Origin of the sequence: Streptomyces sp. NPDC059499 (assembly GCF_042749285.1) — a bacterium.
In the GTDB taxonomy this organism is placed as follows: Bacteria; Actinomycetota; Actinomycetes; order Streptomycetales; family Streptomycetaceae; genus Streptomyces.
This window is the reverse complement of sequence record NZ_JBHYTT010000006.1, coordinates 231,037-249,192: the sequence shown is the minus strand read 5'-3', so window position 1 is coordinate 249,192 and position 18,156 is coordinate 231,037. Positions and strand designations below refer to the sequence as shown.

Genomic DNA, 18,156 nt, shown 5'->3' with positions numbered 1-18,156 from the left:
ACCACCGTGACCGGACCATCGCGAGCGACGCTCGGCCTCAACCTGAACATCAAGCCGGCCGGCTCGCACCCTGCCGCGTGGCGCCACCCCTCCGTCGACCTGGCGGAAATCAACGACATCGATGCGCTTCTCGACATCGCCCGCACCGCGGAACGTGGCAGGTTCGACGCCTTGTTCCTTGCGGACAAACTCACCTTCTCGCGTGAACCCGCCGCCGTCGCGCCGGTGTTCGAGCCCCTCACCCTGTTGTCCGCGCTGGCGGTGGGCACCAGCCGCATCGGCCTGATAGGCAGCATCTCGACCACCTACTCCGATCCCTTCGTCGTCGCCCGTCAGACCGCGTCGCTGGACCGGATCAGCCGTGGCCGGTTCGGCTGGAACGTGGTGACCAGCGCCATCCAGGCAGCCGCCCGCAACTTCGGTCAGGACGAACTGCCTCAGCACGGCGATCGCTACCGCCGGGCGGAGGAGTTCGTGACGGCCGTCAAGAAGCTCTGGGACAGCTGGGAGGACGACGCGATCGTCCAGGACCGCGACCGGGGCTGGTACGTCGACCCGGAGAAGATCCACCCGGTCGATCACGCCGGCGATCACTTCCGGATCGCGGGCCCGCTCAACTCCCCGCGCCCGCCGCAGGGGTGGCCGGTGATCGTGCAGGCCGGCTCCTCGGAGGACGGCCGTTCGCTGGCCGCCCGCCACGCCGACTCCGTCTACACGGTCGTCGGCGCGATCGACGACGGCATTGCGTTCCGCGCGGACCTGCGCGCCCGTGCCGCGGCCGAAGGACGTGACCCGGACTCGGTGCGGATCTTCGCGGGCTTCCGCGTGCTCGTCGCCGGTACGACGGACGAAGCGCGGGCGCTCGAAGCCGAGCTGAACCGTTTGGCCGATCCCCGGCATGTACTCGGACAGGTGGCCCTGTTCAGCGGATACGACCTGAGTCACCTGCCGCTCGACGCCCCGCTTCCCCCTGTGCCCCCGGTGGAGAGCTCCAACTCCTACCGTTCGCACCTTCGGGCTGTTCACCGCTTCGTGGAGCGCGAACGCCCGGGAACCGTCCTGGAGTTCGCGCAGGGCCTCGGTGGTGGCCTCGGCGCGGACAACCTGCTGGTCGGTGACGCCGCCACGGTGGCCGACGAGCTGGAGGCATGGTTCAGGGCCGGGGCGCTGGACGGCGTCAACCTGCAGCCGGAGCTGCTGCACCAGGGCACGTACGCGCTGGTCGAGCACCTGGTCCCCGAACTGCAACGGCGGGGCCTGCGTCCGCCGGACTACGCGGGAACCACTCTGCGCCGGCACTACGGGCTCAGCCGCCCCGCGCGACGGGTCGGGGCCACCGCTCATGTCTGAGGCCGCAGGGCCGGTTGCAGAGCCGTCCGAGCGCGTCGTCGTGGTGATCGGCGGCGGTTTCCGGGGGACATCGGTCCTTGAGCGGCTGGCGGCGAACACCGATGAGTTCCGGCCACCCGGCGGGCGGCTCCGGATCGTCTCCGTCGACGAACAGCCGCCCGGACCGGGCCGCATCTGGCGCACCGACCAGTGCACCGCCCTGCTCATGAACACTCCGGCGTCCGCCTACACCGTATGGCTCGACGATTCCGTCAGCTCCGACGGGCCGAAGGTGGCGGGACCGAGTCTGTGGGAGTGGCAGCAGCAGGTCGCGGGCTTCCTCACCGGGACGGAGGCGACCGGCGGCGGAGACCTCGGCACCGACGGCGGTCTCACGGACACCGGCCGCGCCGTCGTCACCGGGGAACTGGCCGCCGATCTGGCCCGGCGGCCCGAACTGGCGGTTTCGGTCAGGGCCGCGACACCGGACACCTGCACCCCGCGGGTGCTGCTCGGCCATTACCTGCGGTGGTGCCACGAGACGGTGGTCGCCTCACTCCCGGAGGGAGTGCGTCACGACTGGCGACGTGACCGCGTGACCGACATCGAGCGGGTCGGAGCACGCTACCGCGTCTCCCTCGCAGGCGGCGCCGTGCCGCTCCTGGCCGACGCCGTCGTCCTGTGCACCGGCTGGTCGACGCCTGCCCGGGACCACGAGACCGTCCGCCCGCCCACGGCGGTCCGGCGACTGCGCGGTGACAACGCGAGCGACCAGGACCTGGCCGAGGCCAAGCCGGGTGCGGACGTCGTGGTCGAAGGCCTGGGGCTGAGCTTCTTCGACGTCGCCACCCTGCTCACGATCGGCCGAGGCGGACGCTTCCTGCCCGACGATGCCACTCCGTACGGGCTTCGCTACGAACCATCGGGCTCCGAACCCGTGCTGCACGCCACCTCGCGCATCGGCGTTCCGTACTGGAGCCGTCCGGGTACGGCGGTGCCGGACGGGGAGAGCCGGCACCGTTTCCTCGGCGAGGCGCTGCTTCGCCAACCGCGCCCGGGACGGTTCGACGGCGTGGGCCCGGCGATCGCGCGCGACACGCTCTGGGACTACTACACGCATCTGGCGACGGCGAATCCGGACGTGCTCACCGTCCCTCTGCCGCAGTTGCTGGACGCGCTCGTCGCGCTGGCACCCGACAGCGCCGAGTGGCGGGACGTCGTCGCCGACGCGGTCCCGGACCCTGCGCACCGGCTCGACCTGCACAGCGATGCGGCGCTCGCACAGCGGGTGTGGGACAGCCCGGCAACGTTCGGGGACGCGGTCCGGGGCCGCCTGCTCACTGATGTGGCCGAGACCGCGAAGGGGGCCGCGAGCAGTCTCAAGGTGGCACACCGTTCCTTCGGCAAAGCACGCGGACTGCTGGTCGCCGCGGTGGAGGACGGCGGACTCGCTGCCGAAAGCTACTTCGGCGGCTACGCGCACTTCATCGACCTCGCGTTCCGTCTCAACAACGGTCCGCCCTCCGTACGCCTGCGGCAGCTGCTGGCGCTCCACGACGCAGGAGTGGTCAGGTTCCTCGGCCCGCGCGCTGTCCCGGACGGCCGTCCCGATGCCACCGGCCACACACAGTGGCGCTCGCCGCGCGTGCCCGGTGCCGGTGTACGGGCGGACCTGGTGATCGAGGCGCGCGTACCGGCACCGAGCCTGCACACCGGAACCGATCCGCTGCTGCGGGCCCTTCGGCGCCGCGAGCTCGCTGACGTCTTCCACCTGCCGTCGGCCCACGGACCGGTACCCACCGCCGCACCCCTGGCCGAGCCGCTGACCGGACGCCTGCTCCAGCCGGAAGGTGCGCCGGAGCAGGGCCACGCGTCGCAGTTGTACGCGCTCGGCGTGCTCATGCGCGACACCCGCGTCAGCTCGCTGGCCGCGCCGGCGCCACGTGGCGACGCCGTGGCACTGCGCGAAACGGACCGTACGGCCCGCCGGTTGCTGGCCGGACTGTGGGCTGAACCGCTCCGTGGCGAGAGCGCTGATCTGCCGGAACCCTTCGAGAACAGTGAGGCAGCGGCGCGATGACAGGTACGGGAACAGGGAGGGCCGTGATCTCGGCCGAGCACCTGCTGAAGGAGCTGGAGCGCGGTCGCGACATCGTCCTGCTGGAGATCGGGCGCGAGCCGGCGCACGCCCTGGCCGCGTCGGAGCATCTGCCCGGCGCCCACTACGTCGACCTGCCCACGCAACTGGCGGGCGCGCGGTACCCGGGCTCCGGCACGTACCCGCTGCCGAGCAGGGAGGCGGTCCAGCGCCAGGTGCGGCGATGGTCGATCAACGACGGCGCGGTCGTCGTGGTCCACACCCGGGCGGAGCCGCAACTGGCCACACGGGCGTGGTGGATTCTCACCTGGGCGGGGGTGCCCGACGTTCGATACCTGGACGGGGGTGTCGAGGCATGGGTCACCGCGGGCGGTCGGCTCAGCCGCGAGGAACCTGCCGAAGGGGGCGGCGGTTTCACGGTGACGCCGGGCTCGCTGCCGACGCTCGACGCCGAGGAAGCGGCGCGACTGGCACGGTCCGGCAAGCTGCTCGACGCCCGCGCGGCCGACGCCTACACGGGGGAGCAGGGCGGTGGGCACATTCCTGGTGCGCTGAACCTGCCCAGCGCCGCCAATCTCGGTACGGACGGCCGTCTGAAAGGACAGGACGAGCTGCGCGAGCAGTACGCGGCGCTCGGCATATCAGAGGGGACCGGGGTCGGGGTGTACTGCGGCGGCGGTATCGCCGCCACCGTCGACATTCTGGCCCTGAGCACGCTCGGAATTGCTGCCGAGCTGTACCCAGGTTCGTGGTCGGAGTGGGCTTCGGACCCGTCCCGTCCCGTCGTACGCGGTGACGCCCCGGGCTGATGAACATGCCTCGGATCCGGTTGGTCCGCTCTCGACCGGGGCGCATCGGGGCACCTCATACATCACTCTTCCGCCGGGATCACTCATCGGCGGGACATGAAAAAAGGAAGAAGTCGATGGAATACACACGTCTTGGAAAATCCGGCCTGACCACCTCCCGGTTGATCATCGGCTGTATGAGCTTCGGCGAGCCGAACCGTGGAACGCACCCGTGGTCCATCGGAATCGACGAGGCGCGACCGGTTGTCCGCGCGGCGTTGGATGCCGGGATCACCTCCTTCGACACGGCGAACGTGTACTCCGACGGGACGAGCGAGGAAATCCTCGGCGCCCTCATCCAGGAGTTCGGGGTACGCGAGGAGGTCGTCATCGCGACCAAGGTGAACGGCCGGATGGGCCCCGGATCGAAGGGCGGCGGGCTGTCGCGCGGCGCCATCCTGAGCCAGGTCGACGCGAGTCTTCGACGCCTCGGCACGGACTACATCGATCTGTACCAGATTCACCGCCTGGACCGTTCCGTACCGGTGGAGGAGACCCTCCAGACACTTGACGACCTGGTGCGTTCCGGGAAGGTCCGCTACATCGGGGCCTCTTCGATGCATGCCCGCGAGTTCGTCCGGGCGCAGTACGTGGCGGACCTGCACGGCTGGACCCGCTTCGTCTCGATGCAGGATCAGTACAGCCTGCTCATGCGCGAGGAAGAGCGCGAGATGCACCCGTTCTGCCTCGAGGAAGGCATCGGCGTGATCCCGTGGAGCCCGCTGGCCCGTGGCCGGCTGGCCCGTGAGTGGGGCACGGTGACCCACCGGCTCGAGACGGACGAGCCGGGTTCCACCTTCTACAACCAGGCGCAGGAATCGGATCGCGCCATCGTGGAGGAGGTGGGCGCGGTCGCGGCCGAACGGGGTCTCACCCGGGCGCAGGTGGCGCTGGCCTGGAATCTGCACCAGCCCGCGGTCAGTGCGCCGATCGTCGGCGTGAGCAGGGTCGAACAGCTCGAGGAACTGCTGGGGGCGATCGACGTCAAGCTCGACGAGGGCGAGATCGCGCGTCTGGAGGACCCGTACACGCCGCGGCGGCCGGTCGGCTTCTGAGCCGGCGGTTCGAACTGCCCGCCGAGCGGATTTCTCGCGCTCCGTCGCCGTGCGAATCATTGATGTACTGCGAAATTATGATTCAAGTCCGTAGTGTTTGATGCAGGGTTGTGCGGGCGGCATCGAGGAAATAGAGTTCACAGCGCATGACGGGCGCCGGCCAAATTGCGAATCAATGGCGTGGCGCCCGTTCTGCCGGATCATAAATTCCCCAGGAGGAAACGCGGTCATGGCCAACCCGGAAACCCGAGTCATTCACCACGCAGACCAGTTGATCGAGCCCGATGTCGCCGAGAGGAAACGTCAGGCGGGGGCTCTCTTCATCGACGTCCGCAGGAATCGACCGGACGCCAAGAAGGGAGATATCGAGGGTGCGGTGAAGGTGAACAAGGCGCACGCCGATGAGCTGCTCGACCCCGACTCGCCGACCCTGATATCGCAGCTTTCCGACCTCCCGGAAGACGGGGAGATCGTGGTCTTCTGCAATTCCGAATTCGGCTCAGATCCTGTCATCGAGAAACTGAACGAATACGGCTACCGCAACGTCACCCACGTCAGGGGCGGCTTCGCGCGCTGGCATGCCGAAGCTCTGCCGATCATCGAGCCGCCGCTGCCCGACGGGCCGCAGTAATGGCTGCCGAACGGCCCCGTCGGATCCATCTGGCGATGTCGGTCGGGCGGCCCGCCGGCCAGCTCTGGCGGCGGAAGAACAGCCGCATCGAGGAAGCCTTCTCGCTCCCCTTGCTCTCCGAGGTCGCCCGGGCCGCCGAGGACGCGAAGTTCGACGCACTGTTCCGCGCCGACAACCTGCGCCTCGATCCCTCACGGGTACGGGCGAGCGGCCCGCCGCACTATCTGGAACCGATGGTCGTGCTCTCGGCGCTGACGGCGCGGACCGAGCACATCGGCCTCATCGGCACGGCATCGACCACGTTCAACGCGCCGTACACACTGGCCCGCCAGTTCGCGACCCTTGATCACATCAGCGGTGGCCGTGCGGGGTGGAACATGGTGACCTCGACGGTCGGCGAGGAGAACTACGGGGACCAGCCGCTGCCCTCCAAGGCCGTGCGCTACGCCCGCGCACGGGAGTTCGTCGATGTCGCCATCGGGCTCTGGGAGAGCTGGGCGCCCGATGCGATGGTCTTCGACCGCGAGGCAGGCGTCTTCGCGGACGAGGCGAGGATTCGCCCGATCCGTCATCGCGGCGAACACTTCAGTGTCGACGGGCCGTTGAACATCCACCGTCCTCCGCAGGGCAGGCCGGTGCTGGTCCAGGCCGGCCGCTCCGACGAAGGCCGTGACTTCGCCGCCACCTACGCCGATGTCGTCTTCGCCGCAGCCGACAACGTCAGCAGCGCCCAGGCGTTCTACGCCGACATGAAGAACCGGGCCAGACGCAAGGGCCGCGATCCGGAGTCGCTGAAGATCCTGCTCGGCACCCACGTCGTCCTCGGCGCCACCGAGGCCGAGGCGTCGGCGCTGGAGCGGGAGTGGGTCGAGGGCATCGATGTCGGCAAGGCGATCGCCTACCTCCAGACGGTGGTGAGCCCCCACCTGAGACTGGCCGAACTGCCCCTGGACGAGCCGATTCCTCTCACTCTGCTCGAAGAGGCCGAGGCCCTCCGGGAGGAGCAGTACCAGCGGGGCGCGGCGTGGCTGCGCACCCATCACGGGCAGACGGTCCGGCAGCTGGTGATCAAGCACCGGCAGAACAGCCTGCACCTCGGATTCACAGGTACGCCCGAGAAGGTGGCTGCCGAGCTCGCCGAGCTCTTCCACGAGAGGGCTGCGGACGGCTTCGTGCTGTCGCACAGCCATCTGCCCGAGGGGCTGGAGCTGCTGACCCAGGGCGTGGCGCAAGCGCTGCGCCGCGCAGGGCTGTTCCGGAACGACTACGACGGGCCGACCCTCAAGCACCATCTCGGAATCGCCTGAGGGCTCGGTTGCATCCGCCCCGTACTCCGGCCGAACTGCCCGCCTGCGGCCCGGAAAAGACCGCGCCACACCCCGACGCCCCTGGTATAGCTGTGCGTTCACGAGCGAGGGAGCAAAGGGATGACGACGGACGAGCCGGCACAGCAGGCAGGGACCGGGATACGGCTGCGCGCCGCGTCGGCCCGGGACGCCGAGGAGATCACCCAGGTCTTCCTGGACTCGCGGGCCGACGCCCTGCCCTACCTGCCCCGGGTCCACAGCGATGAGGACACGCTCGCCTGGATCACCCACGTCGTGCTTCCCGGAAGCACGGTGTGGGTCGCCGAGAGCGAGGCCGGGGAGGTGCTCGGGTTCGCCTCGCTGGACGTGGACGGGCACGAACTCGACCAGCTCTACCTGCGCCCCGGCTCCCTGCGCCGCGGCATCGGCTCGCAGCTCCTCGCCCTGGTCAAGGAGGCCTCGGGCGGGGAACTGAGCCTGTACACCTTCCAGCGCAACACCGCAGCCCGCGCCTTCTACGAGCGGCACGGGTTCACCGCGGAGTCCTACGACGACGGCAGCCGCAACGAGGAGAAGGAACCCGACGTGCTGTACCGGTGGAGGGCCCCGCAGGTTCCGCCCGCGGTCGCGCCCGACCCCGCGCGCTGATCCACCGGGGACGGCAGGACAGCCCTTAGCATCGGCCTCGTCGCCGAGCACGGGAGCCTGCCGCCATGTCCTTGCCACGCCTCGGAGTTGTCATCGTGACGATGGGGAACCGTCCGCGGGAGCTGGAGGCGCTGCTCGCCTCGGTGGAGAAGCAGGACGTCCCCGCGGCGAGAGTGGTGCTGATCGGCAACGCGACGCCCCTCGACGGCGTGGACGTCGCCGAGAACGTGACCAAGGTCCCGCTCGGCGAGAACCTGGGCTGCCCGGGAGGCCGGAACGTCGGTCTGGAGGTGCTGCGCGAATCGGGCGAGGTCGACGCCGTCATCGAGCTGGACGACGACGGCCTGCTCGTCGCCGACGACGTGTTCCGCACGGTCCAGCTGCTGTTCGCGGCGGACCCCCGGCTGGGGATCATCGGCTTCCGGGTCGCCGACGAACACGGACACACAGAGCGGCGCTGGGTGCCCCGGCTGCGTGCCGACGATCCGATGCGCCGCGGCCTGGTGACCGCGTTCCTCGGTGGCGGACACGCCTTCTCGATGCCCATGCTCGAGGAGACCGGCCTGTGGCCCTCGGAGTTCTTCTTCGGGCACGAGGAGTCCGACCTGGCCTGGCGCGCGCTCGACGCGGGGTGGAAGATCCTGTACGAACCCGAGCTCGTCCTCCAGCACCCGAAGACCTCGCCTGCCCGGCACGCGGTCCACTACCGGTTCACCGCCCGGAACCGGGTGTGGCTCGTCCGCCGCCGGCTCCCCGCGCCCCTGATCCCGGTCCATCTCGGTGTGTGGATCCTCCTCACCCTGGTGCGCAGCCGGTCCCTGGCCGGGCTCGGAGCGTGGTGGGGCGGCTTCGTCGAGGGCGTGCGGACGCCCTGCGCCCCGCGCAGGCCGATGAGGTGGCGCACCGTGTGGAGGATGACGCGCCTGGGGCGCCCGCCGATCGTCTGAGGGCGCCGGATCGGTCAGGATTCGAGAAGCGCGGGTCATGGACCCGCACCTAATCTGGTCGTCATGGACATCAGCATTCACGCGAGCTTCCTCCCGCACGACGACCCGGACGCGTCCCTCGCCTTCTACCGCGACGTCCTCGGCTTCGAGGTCCGCAGTGACGTCGGACAGGGCAAGATGCGCTGGATCACGGTCGGCCCCGTCGGTCAGCCCGGGACCTCGATCCTCCTGGCGCCGCCTGCCGCCGACCCCGGCATCACCGAGGACGAGCGCCGCACCATCGCCGAGATGATGGCCAAGGGCACCTACGGCTGGATCCTGCTGGCCACCCCGAACCTCGACGCGACCTTCGAGAAGGTGCAGGCCGGAGACGCCGAGATCGTCCAGGAGCCCACCGACCAGCCGTACGGCATCCGCGACTGCGCCTTCCGCGACCCCGCGGGCAACCTGGTCCGCATCCAGCAAGTCCGCTGATCCGTCCGGTCATCGGTCCGGCCGTGACGGCCGGACCGATGACCGCCCGAGGAGAACCGGCAAGCCCTCACCGCCGTCGAGCACGTCGCCGGGTGCTTCGGCATGCCTGCGGATGCTCGCGGACACCGACGAAAACTCTTCGGACACCGACGAGAAGGAGTTCTCCCATGTGTCACCCCTCGTGGGGGCGCGCACGCATCGCGACGCAGCGCCTGAGCGACGACCTCGCCCGGATGCGCCGCGTCCGCGACCGGATCGACCGGGAGTACGCACAGCCGCTGAACGTCGAGGCGCTCGCGGTCGGCGTGCACATGTCCGCCGGGCACCTCAGCCGTCAGTTCCGGCTGGCGTACGGCGAGTCGCCGTACTCGTACCTGATGACGCGGCGCATCGAGCGCGCGGCGGCGCTGCTGCGGCGCGGTGACCTCAGCGTCACCGAGGTCTGCTTCGCGGTCGGCTGCTCGTCGCTGGGCACCTTCACCACCCGCTTCACCGAACTGGTCGGCATGCCGCCCGGCGCCTACCGCCGCGGCGCGACGGTCGCTGTGGCGGGGATGCCGCCGTGTGTGGCCAAACAGGTGACAAGACCGGTCAGGAATCAAGAAGCGCCGGCCGTCGAGCCGCAACTAGCGTGATGACCATGAACTCCATCGAATCCGTCACCCTCGACGTGGCCGACCCGTCGGCCGCCCGCCACTTCTACTCCACCGCCTTCGGCCTGGACACGCAGATTCGCCTGCGGGCCTCGGAGGCACCCACGACCGGCTTCCGCGGGTACACGCTCTCGCTCACCGTGTCGCAGCCGGCCGACGTCGACAGCCTCGTCGACGCCGCGGTCGACGCGGGCGCCACCCCGCTGAAGCCCGCCGCGAAGTCGCTCTGGGGCTACGGCGGTGTCGTACAGGCACCGGACGGGGCGATCTGGAAGGTCGCGACCTCGGCCAAGAAGGACACCGGTCCCGCCACCCGTCGGATCGACGACGTCGTGCTCCTGCTGGGAGTCGCCGACGTGGTCGCGAGCAAGCGGTTCTACGCCGGTCAGGGCCTGGCCGTGGCCAAGAGCTTCGGACGCGTGTACGTCGAGTTCGCCGCCGGACCGGGCCCCGTCAAGCTGGCGCTCTACCGGCGCCGTGCCCTCGCCAAGGACGCAGGGGTCTCCCCTGACGGCACCGGATCGCACCGCCTCGTGATCGGCGGCGCCGACGGGCCCTTCACCGACCCGGACGGCTTTGCCTGGGAGGCGGCTTCGCCGGCACTCGCGTCCTGACGTGCGACTGCCGCCACACCTGCCACTGCTGACGGAGCCCGTCCCCGAAGGACGGGCTCTCCACGGGACAACTGGAGGAATCATGACGGGTGCGCCGCCGCGTGGACGCGAGGAGAGGCTGCGGGACACCCGCGCGAAGTTGGAGAACGAGGTCGATCTCTGGGTCGCGACGTCGGGCTCCCCGGGCGGCGTCCACCTCATCCCGCTCTCGTACCTCTGGGACGGGACCGCGTTCCTCGTCTCGACACCGCGCGCCTCGGTCACCGGCCGCAACCTGCTGGCCGACCACCGGGTGCGCCTCAGCCTCGGGCCGACCCGCGACGCCGTCCTCGTCGACGGCATCGCCGAGCCGGTGGACGTCGACGGCCTCGCGCCGGGGACGGGCGACGCGTTCGCGGCCAGGACCGGTTTCGACCCGCGCGGGCTCGACGAGCCCTACCAGTACTTCCTGATCAGGCCGCGGCGCATCCAGGCCTGGCGCGAGGCGAACGAGCTGCGGGGACGCGACCTCATGCGCGACGGCAGCTGGCTCGGCTGACCGCCGCACGGGAGCACATGCGGGCGGGTGCCGAGGCCGGTCAGGAGCCTTCGGCGGGCGCGGCATCGGTCAGGCGCGCGTACATGACCATGTCCCGGCGGTGGTCCCCGATCTGCTGCCAGCCGCGCATCACCCCCTCGGGCCGGTACCCGGCACTCTCGGCGGTCCGTGCCGACGCGGTGTTCCAGGGCTCGACGAGGAGCTGGACGCGGGGGATACGGAGGTCGTGCAGGGCCCAGGTGGTGACCGCACGCAGTGCCGCGCCGGCCACTCCCTGCCGACGGGCGCGTTCGCTCATCCAGTACCCGACCGACGCGCGGCCCTCGGCCTCGTCCCTGAGCCACAGCCCGATGGAGCCGACCGGCCGCCGGTCCCGGGTGCGGACGATGGCGAACGGGTAGCCGGTGCCGGTGGCCGCCCGTTCCCACTGGCGCCTGACGTACGCCTCCGCCTCCGGGTCCGAGTAGGGCGAGGGGATCGTGGTGATCAGCGGGATGTAGTCGTCCGCCGCCACCTCGCGCACGAGGGGCAGATCGCTCATCTCCCAGGGGCGCAGGACGAAGTCGGCTCCGGCGGTGAGGCTGGGAACGGTAAGGGGGCGTGCCATGGCCGTCATCCTTTCGCGAACACGTCCCAGGACCGGACCCGACTCACCCTGCGGACGTCCGCGCGCCGGGCCTGCCGAGGAAGGCTCCGGCGAGCAGGGCACCGGCCAGGACGAGTGCCGAATTGACCAGGACCGCGGCCGACACGCCGGACAGCACCGCGTCGGGCCCGGTGGCCGCTCCCATCCGCGCGGTGACGACCGCGCTCATGACCGGGATGCCCATCGTGATGCCGACCTGCTGCGTCATCGTGGCGAGCCCGGTGGCCAGGCCCTGTTCCTCGTCGGGGAGTCCGGAGGTGGCGGTGACCATGAAGCCCACGATCATCAGCATGTTCCCGATGCCGCCGACGAAGGTCGCGGCCAGCAGGAGCTGGATCCAGCCGCCCGAGGTGCCGAGCGCCACCAGGGAGAGGGTGGCGGCGGCCTGGACGACGCCGCCCAGGACGATCGTGCGCCGGTTGCCGAACCTGCCCACCGCACGGCCGCCGAGCATGCCGCCGATCACGGTCCCGGCTCCCAGCACGCCGAAGGCGAGGCCGGTGGCGAAAGGCGAGTAGCCGAGGACCTCCTGGAGGTAGAGCGTGAGCAGGAAGACCAGGGAGGTCTCGGTGACGAAGGCGATCAGTCCGGTGGCGTTGCCCCAGATGACACTGCGCCGCTTCAGGATGTGCACCGGGACCAGGGGCGCCGCCGCCCGCTTCTCGACGAACAGGAAGGCGACGAGCAGGGCGGCGCCCGCGAGCAGCGCGGCCAGGGTCGTCGGCGCCAGCCAGCCGGACTCGCCGGCCTGCGTCAGCCCGAACACGAGAAGCAGCAGGCCGCCGGTCACGGTCACGGCGCCCGGCACGTCGAGCCCGGTGCGTTCGGCCGGCCGGGAGTCGGTGATCACGGACGGGGCGAGCGCCACGACCAGTGCGGCCACGGGGACGTTGACGAAGAAGGCCCAGCGCCAGGAGAGCAGGTCGGTCAGCAGGCCGCCGAGGATCGCCCCGGCGGTGAAACCGGCCGACATCAGGGCGCCGTTGAGACCGAGGGCGCGGTCGCGCAGGGGTCCCTCCCTGAACGCGGTGGTGAGCAGCGCGAGCCCGGCCGGGGTGACTGCGGCGGTGGCCAGGCCCTGCAGGACCCGTGCGGTGAGCAGCACTTCGGGGGAGGTGGCGAGCCCGCCGAGTACGGAGGACAGGCCGAGGACGACCATGCCGCCGATGAACAGGCGCTTACGGCCGACGAGATCGGCGACGCGGCCGAACAGCAGGGTGAACCCGGCGGCGGCCAGCGCGAAGGAGGTGGCGATCCACTGGAGGTGGGAGAGGGAGAAGCCGAGCCCTTCGCCGACGGCGGGCAGGGCGACGTTCAGGATCGAGAAGTCCACGGCGATCATGAACTGTGCGCCGAGGAGCAGGACGAGGACGAGCTTCTGCCGTCCGGTCATGCGGAGAAGGGGAGGGGCCGCGGGAGCCGGGCTGGTGAGAGGTGCGGTGCGGGACGTGGACATGGGGAGCCCTTTCCTGAAGCGGATGGCTCTAACGGGTCCGTGGTTCCGTTAGGGTGGAGTCACCGTAGCAGGACTGGGGTTACTAATGGAACTGGAGGCCCGTTATGGATGCTGAAGGAGCGGAGCCGGGCATGGTCCGGCCCGGTGGGCGCACGGCCCGGGTGCGGGAAGCGGTCCTGCGGGCGGCCGGTGACGTGCTGGTCGAGCAGGGATTCGACCGGCTCGACCTCGCCGATGTCGCGCGACGCGCCGAGGTCGGCAAGACGACGGTCTACCGGCGCTGGGCCGGTACCGCGGGTCTGGTCGCCGATCTGCTCACGGACATGGCGGAGCAGTCCGTACCGCGTACGGACACGGGTTCTCTGGACGAGGACCTGAGGGCCAACGCCAGGCTGGTGGTGCGCACCCTGACCGACCCGCGCCAGGGTGCGCTCTTCGCCGCCGTGATCGCGGCGGCCACCTGTGACGCCCGCACGGCCGAGGCGCTGCACCGCTTCTACGCCGTGCGCATCGCCGAGTGGTCAGGCTGCGTCGACGCGGCGGTCGAGCGGGGCGAGCTGCCCGCCGGGACCGACGCGGGCGAGGTGATCCGGGCCGTCTCCGCGCCCCTCTACTACCGGCTGCTGGCCAGCGGCGACCCCCTCGACGAAGCCGCCGCCGACCGCGCGGCCGAGGCGGCGGCGGTGGCGGCGCGGGCGGGCGTGTATGTGATCTGAGGGCGCCGCAGCGGTCGGTGCGGGTCAGTCGATGCGGGTTCCCGTGCCGCTCACCCTGATACGGGTGTCGTCCGGGCGCAGTTCCACGGTGAGCGTGCCGGGGCGGCCCATGTCCGCTCCCTGGTGAAGGGTGAGGACGGCGTCGTCCGGGACGAGGCCGAGCTCCCGGGTGTACGCGCCGAACGCGGCCGCCGCCGCGCCCGTGGCCGGGTCCTCGACCACGCCGCCGACCGGGAACGGGTCGCGGACGTGAAAGACGGTCGCCGACTCGCGGCTGACCAGCTGGAGCGTGGTCAGGTCCAGGCGGTGCATCAGGGCTTCCAGGCGGGCGAAGTCGTAGTCCAGGTCCGCCAGTCGCTCACGGGTCGCGGCGGCGAGCACCAGGTGGCGGGCGCCCGCGTAGGCGATACGGGGCGGCAGGGCCGGGTCGAGGTCGGCGGCGGGCCAGTCGAGCGCGGCCAGTGCCTCCGTCAGGTCGTCCGGTCCGATGTCCGAGACGCTCGGCTCGACGCTGGTGAGGGTCGCGCGGAGCTCGTCGCCGTCCCGGGTGACGGTGACCGGGACCGTACCGGCGGCGGTGGCGAGGAGCAGGTCTCCGGGACCGTCGCGTTCGGCGAGGGCGATCGCCGTCGCGACCGTCGCGTGGCCGCAGAACGGGACCTCGGCCTTCGGGCTGAAGTAGCGGATCGTGTACCCACCCCGGCCGTCCGATGCGGTGAGGAACGCGGATTCGCTGTACCCCAGTTCCGCCGCGACGGCGAGCATCGCCGCGTCGTCGAGACCGGAGGCGTCCAGCACGACGCCGGCGGGATTGCCCCCGTCCGGGTCGGCGGAGAAGGCGGTGTAGCGGAGTACCTCGGTGCGGGGCGGTCGGCTCATGCCTCACGACAACTGAAGCGCGGCCGGGGGAATTCCCGAGGGGTGGTACGGGGCCCTGACCCCCCGTACCACCCCCTGGCCGTTCCGCGGACCCCCCGGACCGCGGCGGCCGTTCACTGCGGTCAGTGGCAGGTCTTGATCCCGGTGCTCGAACTCGTCCAGGAGCAGGAGTCCTGGAGCGAGCCGCTGGGCTTGTACAGCCTGGCCTTGTCGCCGGTGTTGTTCCAGACGTACGAACCGCGGTTCCAGTACACGTGGGCCCCGGAGGTGCTGCCCTTGCCCGTGTGGACCCGGACCGTCTTGCCCGCGGCGACCGTGTAGCTGCCGAAGGTGTACGTGTACCCGGTGTTGTCCTTCAGCCGGTAGCCCTTGAGCTGGAGCTTCACCGTGCCGTTGTTGTGGATGTCCACGAACTCGGCGTTCAGGGACGTGTTCGTCCGGGTGTCGCTGCCGGGGCTGTTGTACTGGATCTTGCCGAGGTGCAGTCCGCCCTGATGGGAGGCCGCCGAGGCCGGAGCCGTGGCGAGGAGCGAGCCGGCCAGAGCGGTGGCGGCGGCCAGGGCGAGAGGCGCGGCGGTGCGTATGCGCATGCTGTGTGTTCCTTCTGTGTTCTTCTGGTGAAGGTCAGCAGCATACGGGCAGCACGCGCTTGCGCGGTGGTGGCTGCGGAAATCAGCAAACTCGGTCATTTTGCGACGGGTTCTGGCAGGCGGGGCGAGGGCGTGGGCGGTCCGGCCGTCGAGGTGTCAGCCCCGGCCCACGTACGGCATCGCGGTCGCCATGACGGTCGCGAACTGCACGTTCGCCTCCAGCGGCAGCTCCGCCATGTGCAGCACCGTCCGGGCCACGTCGGCCGCCGCCATCACCGGTTCGACGGCCACGTCGCCGCTGGCCTGGAGGATTCCCGTCCGCATCCGCTCCGTCATGTCGGTCGCCGCGTTGCCGATGTCGATCTGCCCGCAGGCGATCCGGTACGGACGCCCGTCCAGTGACAGCGACTTCGTCAGACCCGTCATGGCGTGCTTCGTCGCGGTGTACGCGATCGAGTGCGGGCGGGGCGCGTGCGCGGAGACGGAGCCGTTGTTGATGATCCGGCCGCCCTGCGGGTCCTGCTCCTTCATCAGGCGGTACGCGGCCTGCGCGCACAGGAACGCCCCCGTCAGATTGACGTCCACCACCGTGCGCCAGTCCTCGTACGCGATGTCCTCGACCGGCACCGAACGCGGTCCGAACGTCCCCGCGTTGTTGAAGAGCAGATCGAGACGGCCGAAGCGCTCCCGGGCGAGCGAGAAGAGTGCCGTCACCTCGTCCGGGTCCGTCACATCGGTGGGCACGCACACGGTGTCCCCCCGGCCGCCGGCCGCGGCGGCGGTCTCCCCGAGGGGCTCCTGCCGCCGCCCCGCCAGGATCACGGTCCAGCCGGCCTCCTCGAGGGTGAGGGCGACGGCCCGGCCGATGCCTGATCCCGCACCCGTGACGACAGCGATTCTCTGCTCAGCGTTCATGGCCCGGCAGCGTACGGGAGGTTTCGCGGCGCAGGGCACCCGGTGCTCATCGCGCCGCCACACGGATGTTGTGTACCCGCCAACGGCACGTCGTCGCCCCGCACTCCAATGCCTCTGACAGCATCCGGCAGGGGAGGGGCATATGACAGCCGCACAGATCAGCACGCCCGGTCAGCAGGGGCATTCCGCCGAGCTCCGCAACGCCGCGCGGAGTCTCGGGTCCGGCGTGGACCGCCGCAGGTTCCTCACCGTCACCGGCGCCGCCGCCGCACTGGCCTTCGCCGTCAACCTGCCCACAGCGGGTGCCGCGAGCGCCGCCGAGCTCGACGCCCGGAAGATCACCGAGGACCCCTTCACCCTCGGCGTCGCCTCGGGCGACCCGCTGCCCGGCTCCGTCCTCCTGTGGACGAGACTCGCGCCCCGCCCCTTCGAGGCCGACGGCGGACTGCCCGCCACACGCGTGCAGGTCCGCTGGGAGGTCGCCCGCGACGAGCGCTTCGCCCGGATCGTCCGGCGCGGATCCGTCACCGCGCACCCGGAGTTCGGCCACAGCGTCCGCGTGGACGTCGACGGCCTCGGCCCGGACCGGACCTTCTACTACCGCTTCCGCGCGGGCAGCTGGATCAGCCCCGCCGGCCGGACCCGCACGGCTCCCGCACGCGGCGCCCGCAACAGCTCGCTCACCCTGGCCGCCGTCTCCTGCCAGGCGTACCACGACGGCTACTTCACCGCCTACAAGCACCTCGCGGCCGAGGACGTCGACGTGGTCTTCCACCTCGGCGACTACCTCTACGAGTACGCGGTCACCGCCACGGGCGGCGCCCGCAACTACACCGACCGCACCCTCCCGGCCCACTACAACCGGGAGACGGTCACGCTGGAGGACTACCGGATGCGGTACGGCCTCTACAAGTCCGACCCCGACCTGCGTGCCGCCCACGCGGCCCACCCCTTCGTCGTCACCTGGGACGACCACGAGACCGAGAACAACTACGCGGGCGACACCCCGGAGAACAGCGTCCCGCCGGAGGAGTTCCTGCTGCGCAGGGCCGCCGCCTACCGCGCCTACTGGGAGAACCAGCCGCTGCGCACCCCGCAGCGCCCCACCGGCCCCGACATGCGGCTCTACCGCCGCCTGGAGTTCGGCCGGCTCGCCCAGTTCGACATCCTCGACACCCGCCAGTACCGCAGCAACCAGGCGTACGGCGACGGCTGGAAGGTTCCCGGACCCGAGTCCGAGGACCCCACGCGCACCATGACGGGAGCCGCCCAGGAGCGCTGGCTGCTCGACGGCTGGAAGAACTCACGCGCCCGCTGGAACGTCGTACCGCAGCAGGTGACCTTCGCCCAGCGGCGTGACGTGCCCACGGACGCCTTCAAGCTGTCCATGGACTCGTGGGACGGCTACCCGGCCTCCAGGCAGCGGCTCATGGACGGGGCGGAGGCCGCCGGGGTCGACAACCTGATGGTGTTGACCGGGGACGTCCACGTCGGCTACGGCTTCGACCTGAAGAAGGACTTCGACGACCCGTCGTCCCGGACCGTCGGCACGGAGATCGTGGCCACCTCGATCGCCAGCGGCAAGGACGGCGCGGACAAGCCGGCGAACTGGACCAACCAGACCCAGGCCAACCCGCACATGAAGTTCTACAACGGCCGCCGCGGCTACGCCCTCGTCACCCTCGGCACGGAACAGGCGCGCGCCGACTTCCGTACGGTGTCGGCCGTCACCACGCCCGGAGCACCCCTGAGCACCGCCGCGTCCTTCGTGACCGAGGCCGGGAACCCGGGGCTCACCCCCGCGTGACCCGG

The 18,156-nt window shown here is 70.8% G+C and carries 19 protein-coding genes; 14 read left to right on the top strand and 5 right to left on the bottom strand.

Annotation, left to right across the window (positions count from 1 at the left end; translation table 11 throughout):
• The first annotated feature begins 6 nt into the window (after positions 1 to 6).
• The 12 genes from ACFW9O_RS17060 to ACFW9O_RS17005 all read left to right on the top strand — a co-directional run bounded on the left by ACFW9O_RS17060 (position 7) and on the right by ACFW9O_RS17005 (position 11,142).
• Positions 7 to 1,350: an NtaA/DmoA family FMN-dependent monooxygenase gene (locus ACFW9O_RS17060; RefSeq protein WP_384610099.1), complete on the top strand. Its 1,344-nt coding sequence runs from the start codon at positions 7 to 9 to the stop codon at positions 1,348 to 1,350.
• Positions 1,343 to 3,409: an FAD/NAD(P)-binding protein gene (locus ACFW9O_RS17055; RefSeq protein WP_384610096.1), complete on the top strand. Its 2,067-nt coding sequence runs from the start codon at positions 1,343 to 1,345 to the stop codon at positions 3,407 to 3,409. Before ACFW9O_RS17060 ends, ACFW9O_RS17055 begins: the two co-directional genes overlap by 8 nt.
• A gap of 23 nt (positions 3,410 to 3,432) precedes the next feature.
• Positions 3,433 to 4,236, top strand: a complete 804-nt coding sequence (locus ACFW9O_RS17050) for a sulfurtransferase (protein WP_384610093.1) — start codon at positions 3,433 to 3,435, stop codon at positions 4,234 to 4,236.
• Between the two features lie 116 nt (positions 4,237 to 4,352).
• Positions 4,353 to 5,330: an aldo/keto reductase gene (locus ACFW9O_RS17045; RefSeq protein WP_384610092.1), complete on the top strand. Its 978-nt coding sequence runs from the start codon at positions 4,353 to 4,355 to the stop codon at positions 5,328 to 5,330.
• A gap of 229 nt (positions 5,331 to 5,559) precedes the next feature.
• Positions 5,560 to 5,961 (top strand): rhodanese-like domain-containing protein, encoded by a 402-nt coding sequence (locus tag ACFW9O_RS17040; RefSeq protein ID WP_384610089.1) that lies wholly within the window; start codon positions 5,560 to 5,562, stop codon positions 5,959 to 5,961.
• Positions 5,961 to 7,268, top strand: a complete 1,308-nt coding sequence (locus ACFW9O_RS17035; protein ID WP_384610086.1) for an NtaA/DmoA family FMN-dependent monooxygenase — start codon at positions 5,961 to 5,963, stop codon at positions 7,266 to 7,268. Before ACFW9O_RS17040 ends, ACFW9O_RS17035 begins: the two co-directional genes overlap by 1 nt.
• A gap of 120 nt (positions 7,269 to 7,388) precedes the next feature.
• Positions 7,389 to 7,916, top strand: a complete 528-nt coding sequence (locus ACFW9O_RS17030; RefSeq protein ID WP_384610082.1) for a GNAT family N-acetyltransferase — start codon at positions 7,389 to 7,391, stop codon at positions 7,914 to 7,916.
• 65 nt (positions 7,917 to 7,981) lie between these two features.
• Positions 7,982 to 8,863, top strand: coding sequence for a glycosyltransferase family 2 protein (locus ACFW9O_RS17025; protein ID WP_384610080.1), 882 nt, complete (start codon positions 7,982 to 7,984; stop codon positions 8,861 to 8,863).
• A 63-nt stretch (positions 8,864 to 8,926) separates the two neighbouring features.
• Positions 8,927 to 9,337 carry a VOC family protein gene (locus ACFW9O_RS17020; RefSeq protein WP_351177127.1) on the top strand — a complete coding sequence of 137 codons (411 nt, stop codon included), beginning with the start codon at positions 8,927 to 8,929 and terminating at the stop codon, positions 9,335 to 9,337.
• Between the two features lie 167 nt (positions 9,338 to 9,504).
• Positions 9,505 to 9,972 carry a helix-turn-helix transcriptional regulator gene (locus ACFW9O_RS17015; RefSeq protein WP_384610077.1) on the top strand — a complete coding sequence of 156 codons (468 nt, stop codon included), beginning with the start codon at positions 9,505 to 9,507 and terminating at the stop codon, positions 9,970 to 9,972.
• A 5-nt stretch (positions 9,973 to 9,977) separates the two neighbouring features.
• A complete protein-coding gene (locus tag ACFW9O_RS17010; protein WP_351171653.1) occupies positions 9,978 to 10,604 on the top strand; it encodes a glyoxalase in 627 nt (208 codons plus the stop codon).
• An 82-nt stretch (positions 10,605 to 10,686) separates the two neighbouring features.
• Positions 10,687 to 11,142, top strand: coding sequence for a pyridoxamine 5'-phosphate oxidase family protein (locus tag ACFW9O_RS17005; RefSeq protein ID WP_351171656.1), 456 nt, complete (start codon positions 10,687 to 10,689; stop codon positions 11,140 to 11,142).
• Positions 11,143 to 11,182: 40 nt separating this feature from the next.
• On the opposite strand, the gene ACFW9O_RS17000 is transcribed toward ACFW9O_RS17005, so the two are convergent.
• Together ACFW9O_RS17000 and ACFW9O_RS16995 are read right to left on the bottom strand one after the other, a co-directional pair.
• Positions 11,183 to 11,749, bottom strand: a complete 567-nt coding sequence (locus ACFW9O_RS17000) for a GNAT family N-acetyltransferase (RefSeq protein WP_384610074.1) — start codon at positions 11,747 to 11,749, stop codon at positions 11,183 to 11,185.
• Between the two features lie 43 nt (positions 11,750 to 11,792).
• The gene (locus ACFW9O_RS16995) at positions 11,793 to 13,244 is read right to left on the bottom strand and encodes an MFS transporter (protein WP_384610071.1); all 1,452 of its coding nucleotides are present in this window, start codon (positions 13,242 to 13,244) and stop codon (positions 11,793 to 11,795) included.
• A 104-nt stretch (positions 13,245 to 13,348) separates the two neighbouring features.
• Between ACFW9O_RS16995 and ACFW9O_RS16990 the strand changes: the two genes are divergently transcribed.
• Complete coding sequence (locus ACFW9O_RS16990; RefSeq protein WP_384610068.1) at positions 13,349 to 13,960, top strand: TetR/AcrR family transcriptional regulator; 612 nt, start codon at positions 13,349 to 13,351, stop codon at positions 13,958 to 13,960.
• A 24-nt stretch (positions 13,961 to 13,984) separates the two neighbouring features.
• Here the strand turns inward: ACFW9O_RS16990 and ACFW9O_RS16985 are convergent, their stop codons facing one another.
• The 3 genes from ACFW9O_RS16985 to ACFW9O_RS16975 form a co-directional block, all read right to left on the bottom strand.
• Positions 13,985 to 14,839 (bottom strand): PhzF family phenazine biosynthesis protein, encoded by an 855-nt coding sequence (locus tag ACFW9O_RS16985; RefSeq protein ID WP_384610065.1) that lies wholly within the window; start codon positions 14,837 to 14,839, stop codon positions 13,985 to 13,987.
• 122 nt (positions 14,840 to 14,961) lie between these two features.
• Positions 14,962 to 15,429, bottom strand: coding sequence for a lamin tail domain-containing protein (locus ACFW9O_RS16980; RefSeq protein WP_384610062.1), 468 nt, complete (start codon positions 15,427 to 15,429; stop codon positions 14,962 to 14,964).
• Between the two features lie 156 nt (positions 15,430 to 15,585).
• Positions 15,586 to 16,344 (bottom strand): SDR family oxidoreductase, encoded by a 759-nt coding sequence (locus ACFW9O_RS16975; RefSeq protein WP_384610059.1) that lies wholly within the window; start codon positions 16,342 to 16,344, stop codon positions 15,586 to 15,588.
• A gap of 142 nt (positions 16,345 to 16,486) precedes the next feature.
• On the opposite strand from ACFW9O_RS16975, the gene ACFW9O_RS16970 reads away from it, so the two are divergent.
• Complete coding sequence (locus ACFW9O_RS16970) at positions 16,487 to 18,151, top strand: alkaline phosphatase D family protein (RefSeq protein WP_384610057.1); 1,665 nt, start codon at positions 16,487 to 16,489, stop codon at positions 18,149 to 18,151.
• The last annotated feature ends 5 nt before the right edge of the window (positions 18,152 to 18,156 follow it).

Excerpts from the sequence above, each read along its gene's own strand:
- ACFW9O_RS16980 (WP_384610062.1), bottom strand. The coding sequence starts at position 15,429 with ATGCGCATACGCACCGCCGCGCCTCTCGCCCTGGCCGCCGCCACCGCT.
- ACFW9O_RS17000 (WP_384610074.1), bottom strand. The coding sequence starts at position 11,749 with ATGGCACGCCCCCTTACCGTTCCCAGCCTCACCGCCGGAGCCGACTTC.
- ACFW9O_RS16975 (WP_384610059.1), bottom strand. The coding sequence starts at position 16,344 with ATGAACGCTGAGCAGAGAATCGCTGTCGTCACGGGTGCGGGATCAGGC.
- ACFW9O_RS17020 (WP_351177127.1), top strand. The coding sequence starts at position 8,927 with ATGGACATCAGCATTCACGCGAGCTTCCTCCCGCACGACGACCCGGAC.
- ACFW9O_RS16990 (WP_384610068.1), top strand. The coding sequence starts at position 13,349 with ATGGATGCTGAAGGAGCGGAGCCGGGCATGGTCCGGCCCGGTGGGCGC.
- ACFW9O_RS16985 (WP_384610065.1), bottom strand. The coding sequence starts at position 14,839 with ATGAGCCGACCGCCCCGCACCGAGGTACTCCGCTACACCGCCTTCTCC.
- ACFW9O_RS16995 (WP_384610071.1), bottom strand. The coding sequence starts at position 13,244 with ATGTCCACGTCCCGCACCGCACCTCTCACCAGCCCGGCTCCCGCGGCC.
- ACFW9O_RS17055 (WP_384610096.1), top strand. The coding sequence starts at position 1,343 with ATGTCTGAGGCCGCAGGGCCGGTTGCAGAGCCGTCCGAGCGCGTCGTC.
- ACFW9O_RS17010 (WP_351171653.1), top strand. The coding sequence starts at position 9,978 with ATGAACTCCATCGAATCCGTCACCCTCGACGTGGCCGACCCGTCGGCC.
- ACFW9O_RS17035 (WP_384610086.1), top strand. The coding sequence starts at position 5,961 with ATGGCTGCCGAACGGCCCCGTCGGATCCATCTGGCGATGTCGGTCGGG.
- ACFW9O_RS17015 (WP_384610077.1), top strand. The coding sequence starts at position 9,505 with ATGTGTCACCCCTCGTGGGGGCGCGCACGCATCGCGACGCAGCGCCTG.
- ACFW9O_RS17005 (WP_351171656.1), top strand. The coding sequence starts at position 10,687 with ATGACGGGTGCGCCGCCGCGTGGACGCGAGGAGAGGCTGCGGGACACC.
- ACFW9O_RS17045 (WP_384610092.1), top strand. The coding sequence starts at position 4,353 with ATGGAATACACACGTCTTGGAAAATCCGGCCTGACCACCTCCCGGTTG.
- ACFW9O_RS16970 (WP_384610057.1), top strand. The coding sequence starts at position 16,487 with ATGACAGCCGCACAGATCAGCACGCCCGGTCAGCAGGGGCATTCCGCC.
- ACFW9O_RS17040 (WP_384610089.1), top strand. The coding sequence starts at position 5,560 with ATGGCCAACCCGGAAACCCGAGTCATTCACCACGCAGACCAGTTGATC.
- ACFW9O_RS17025 (WP_384610080.1), top strand. The coding sequence starts at position 7,982 with ATGTCCTTGCCACGCCTCGGAGTTGTCATCGTGACGATGGGGAACCGT.
- ACFW9O_RS17030 (WP_384610082.1), top strand. The coding sequence starts at position 7,389 with ATGACGACGGACGAGCCGGCACAGCAGGCAGGGACCGGGATACGGCTG.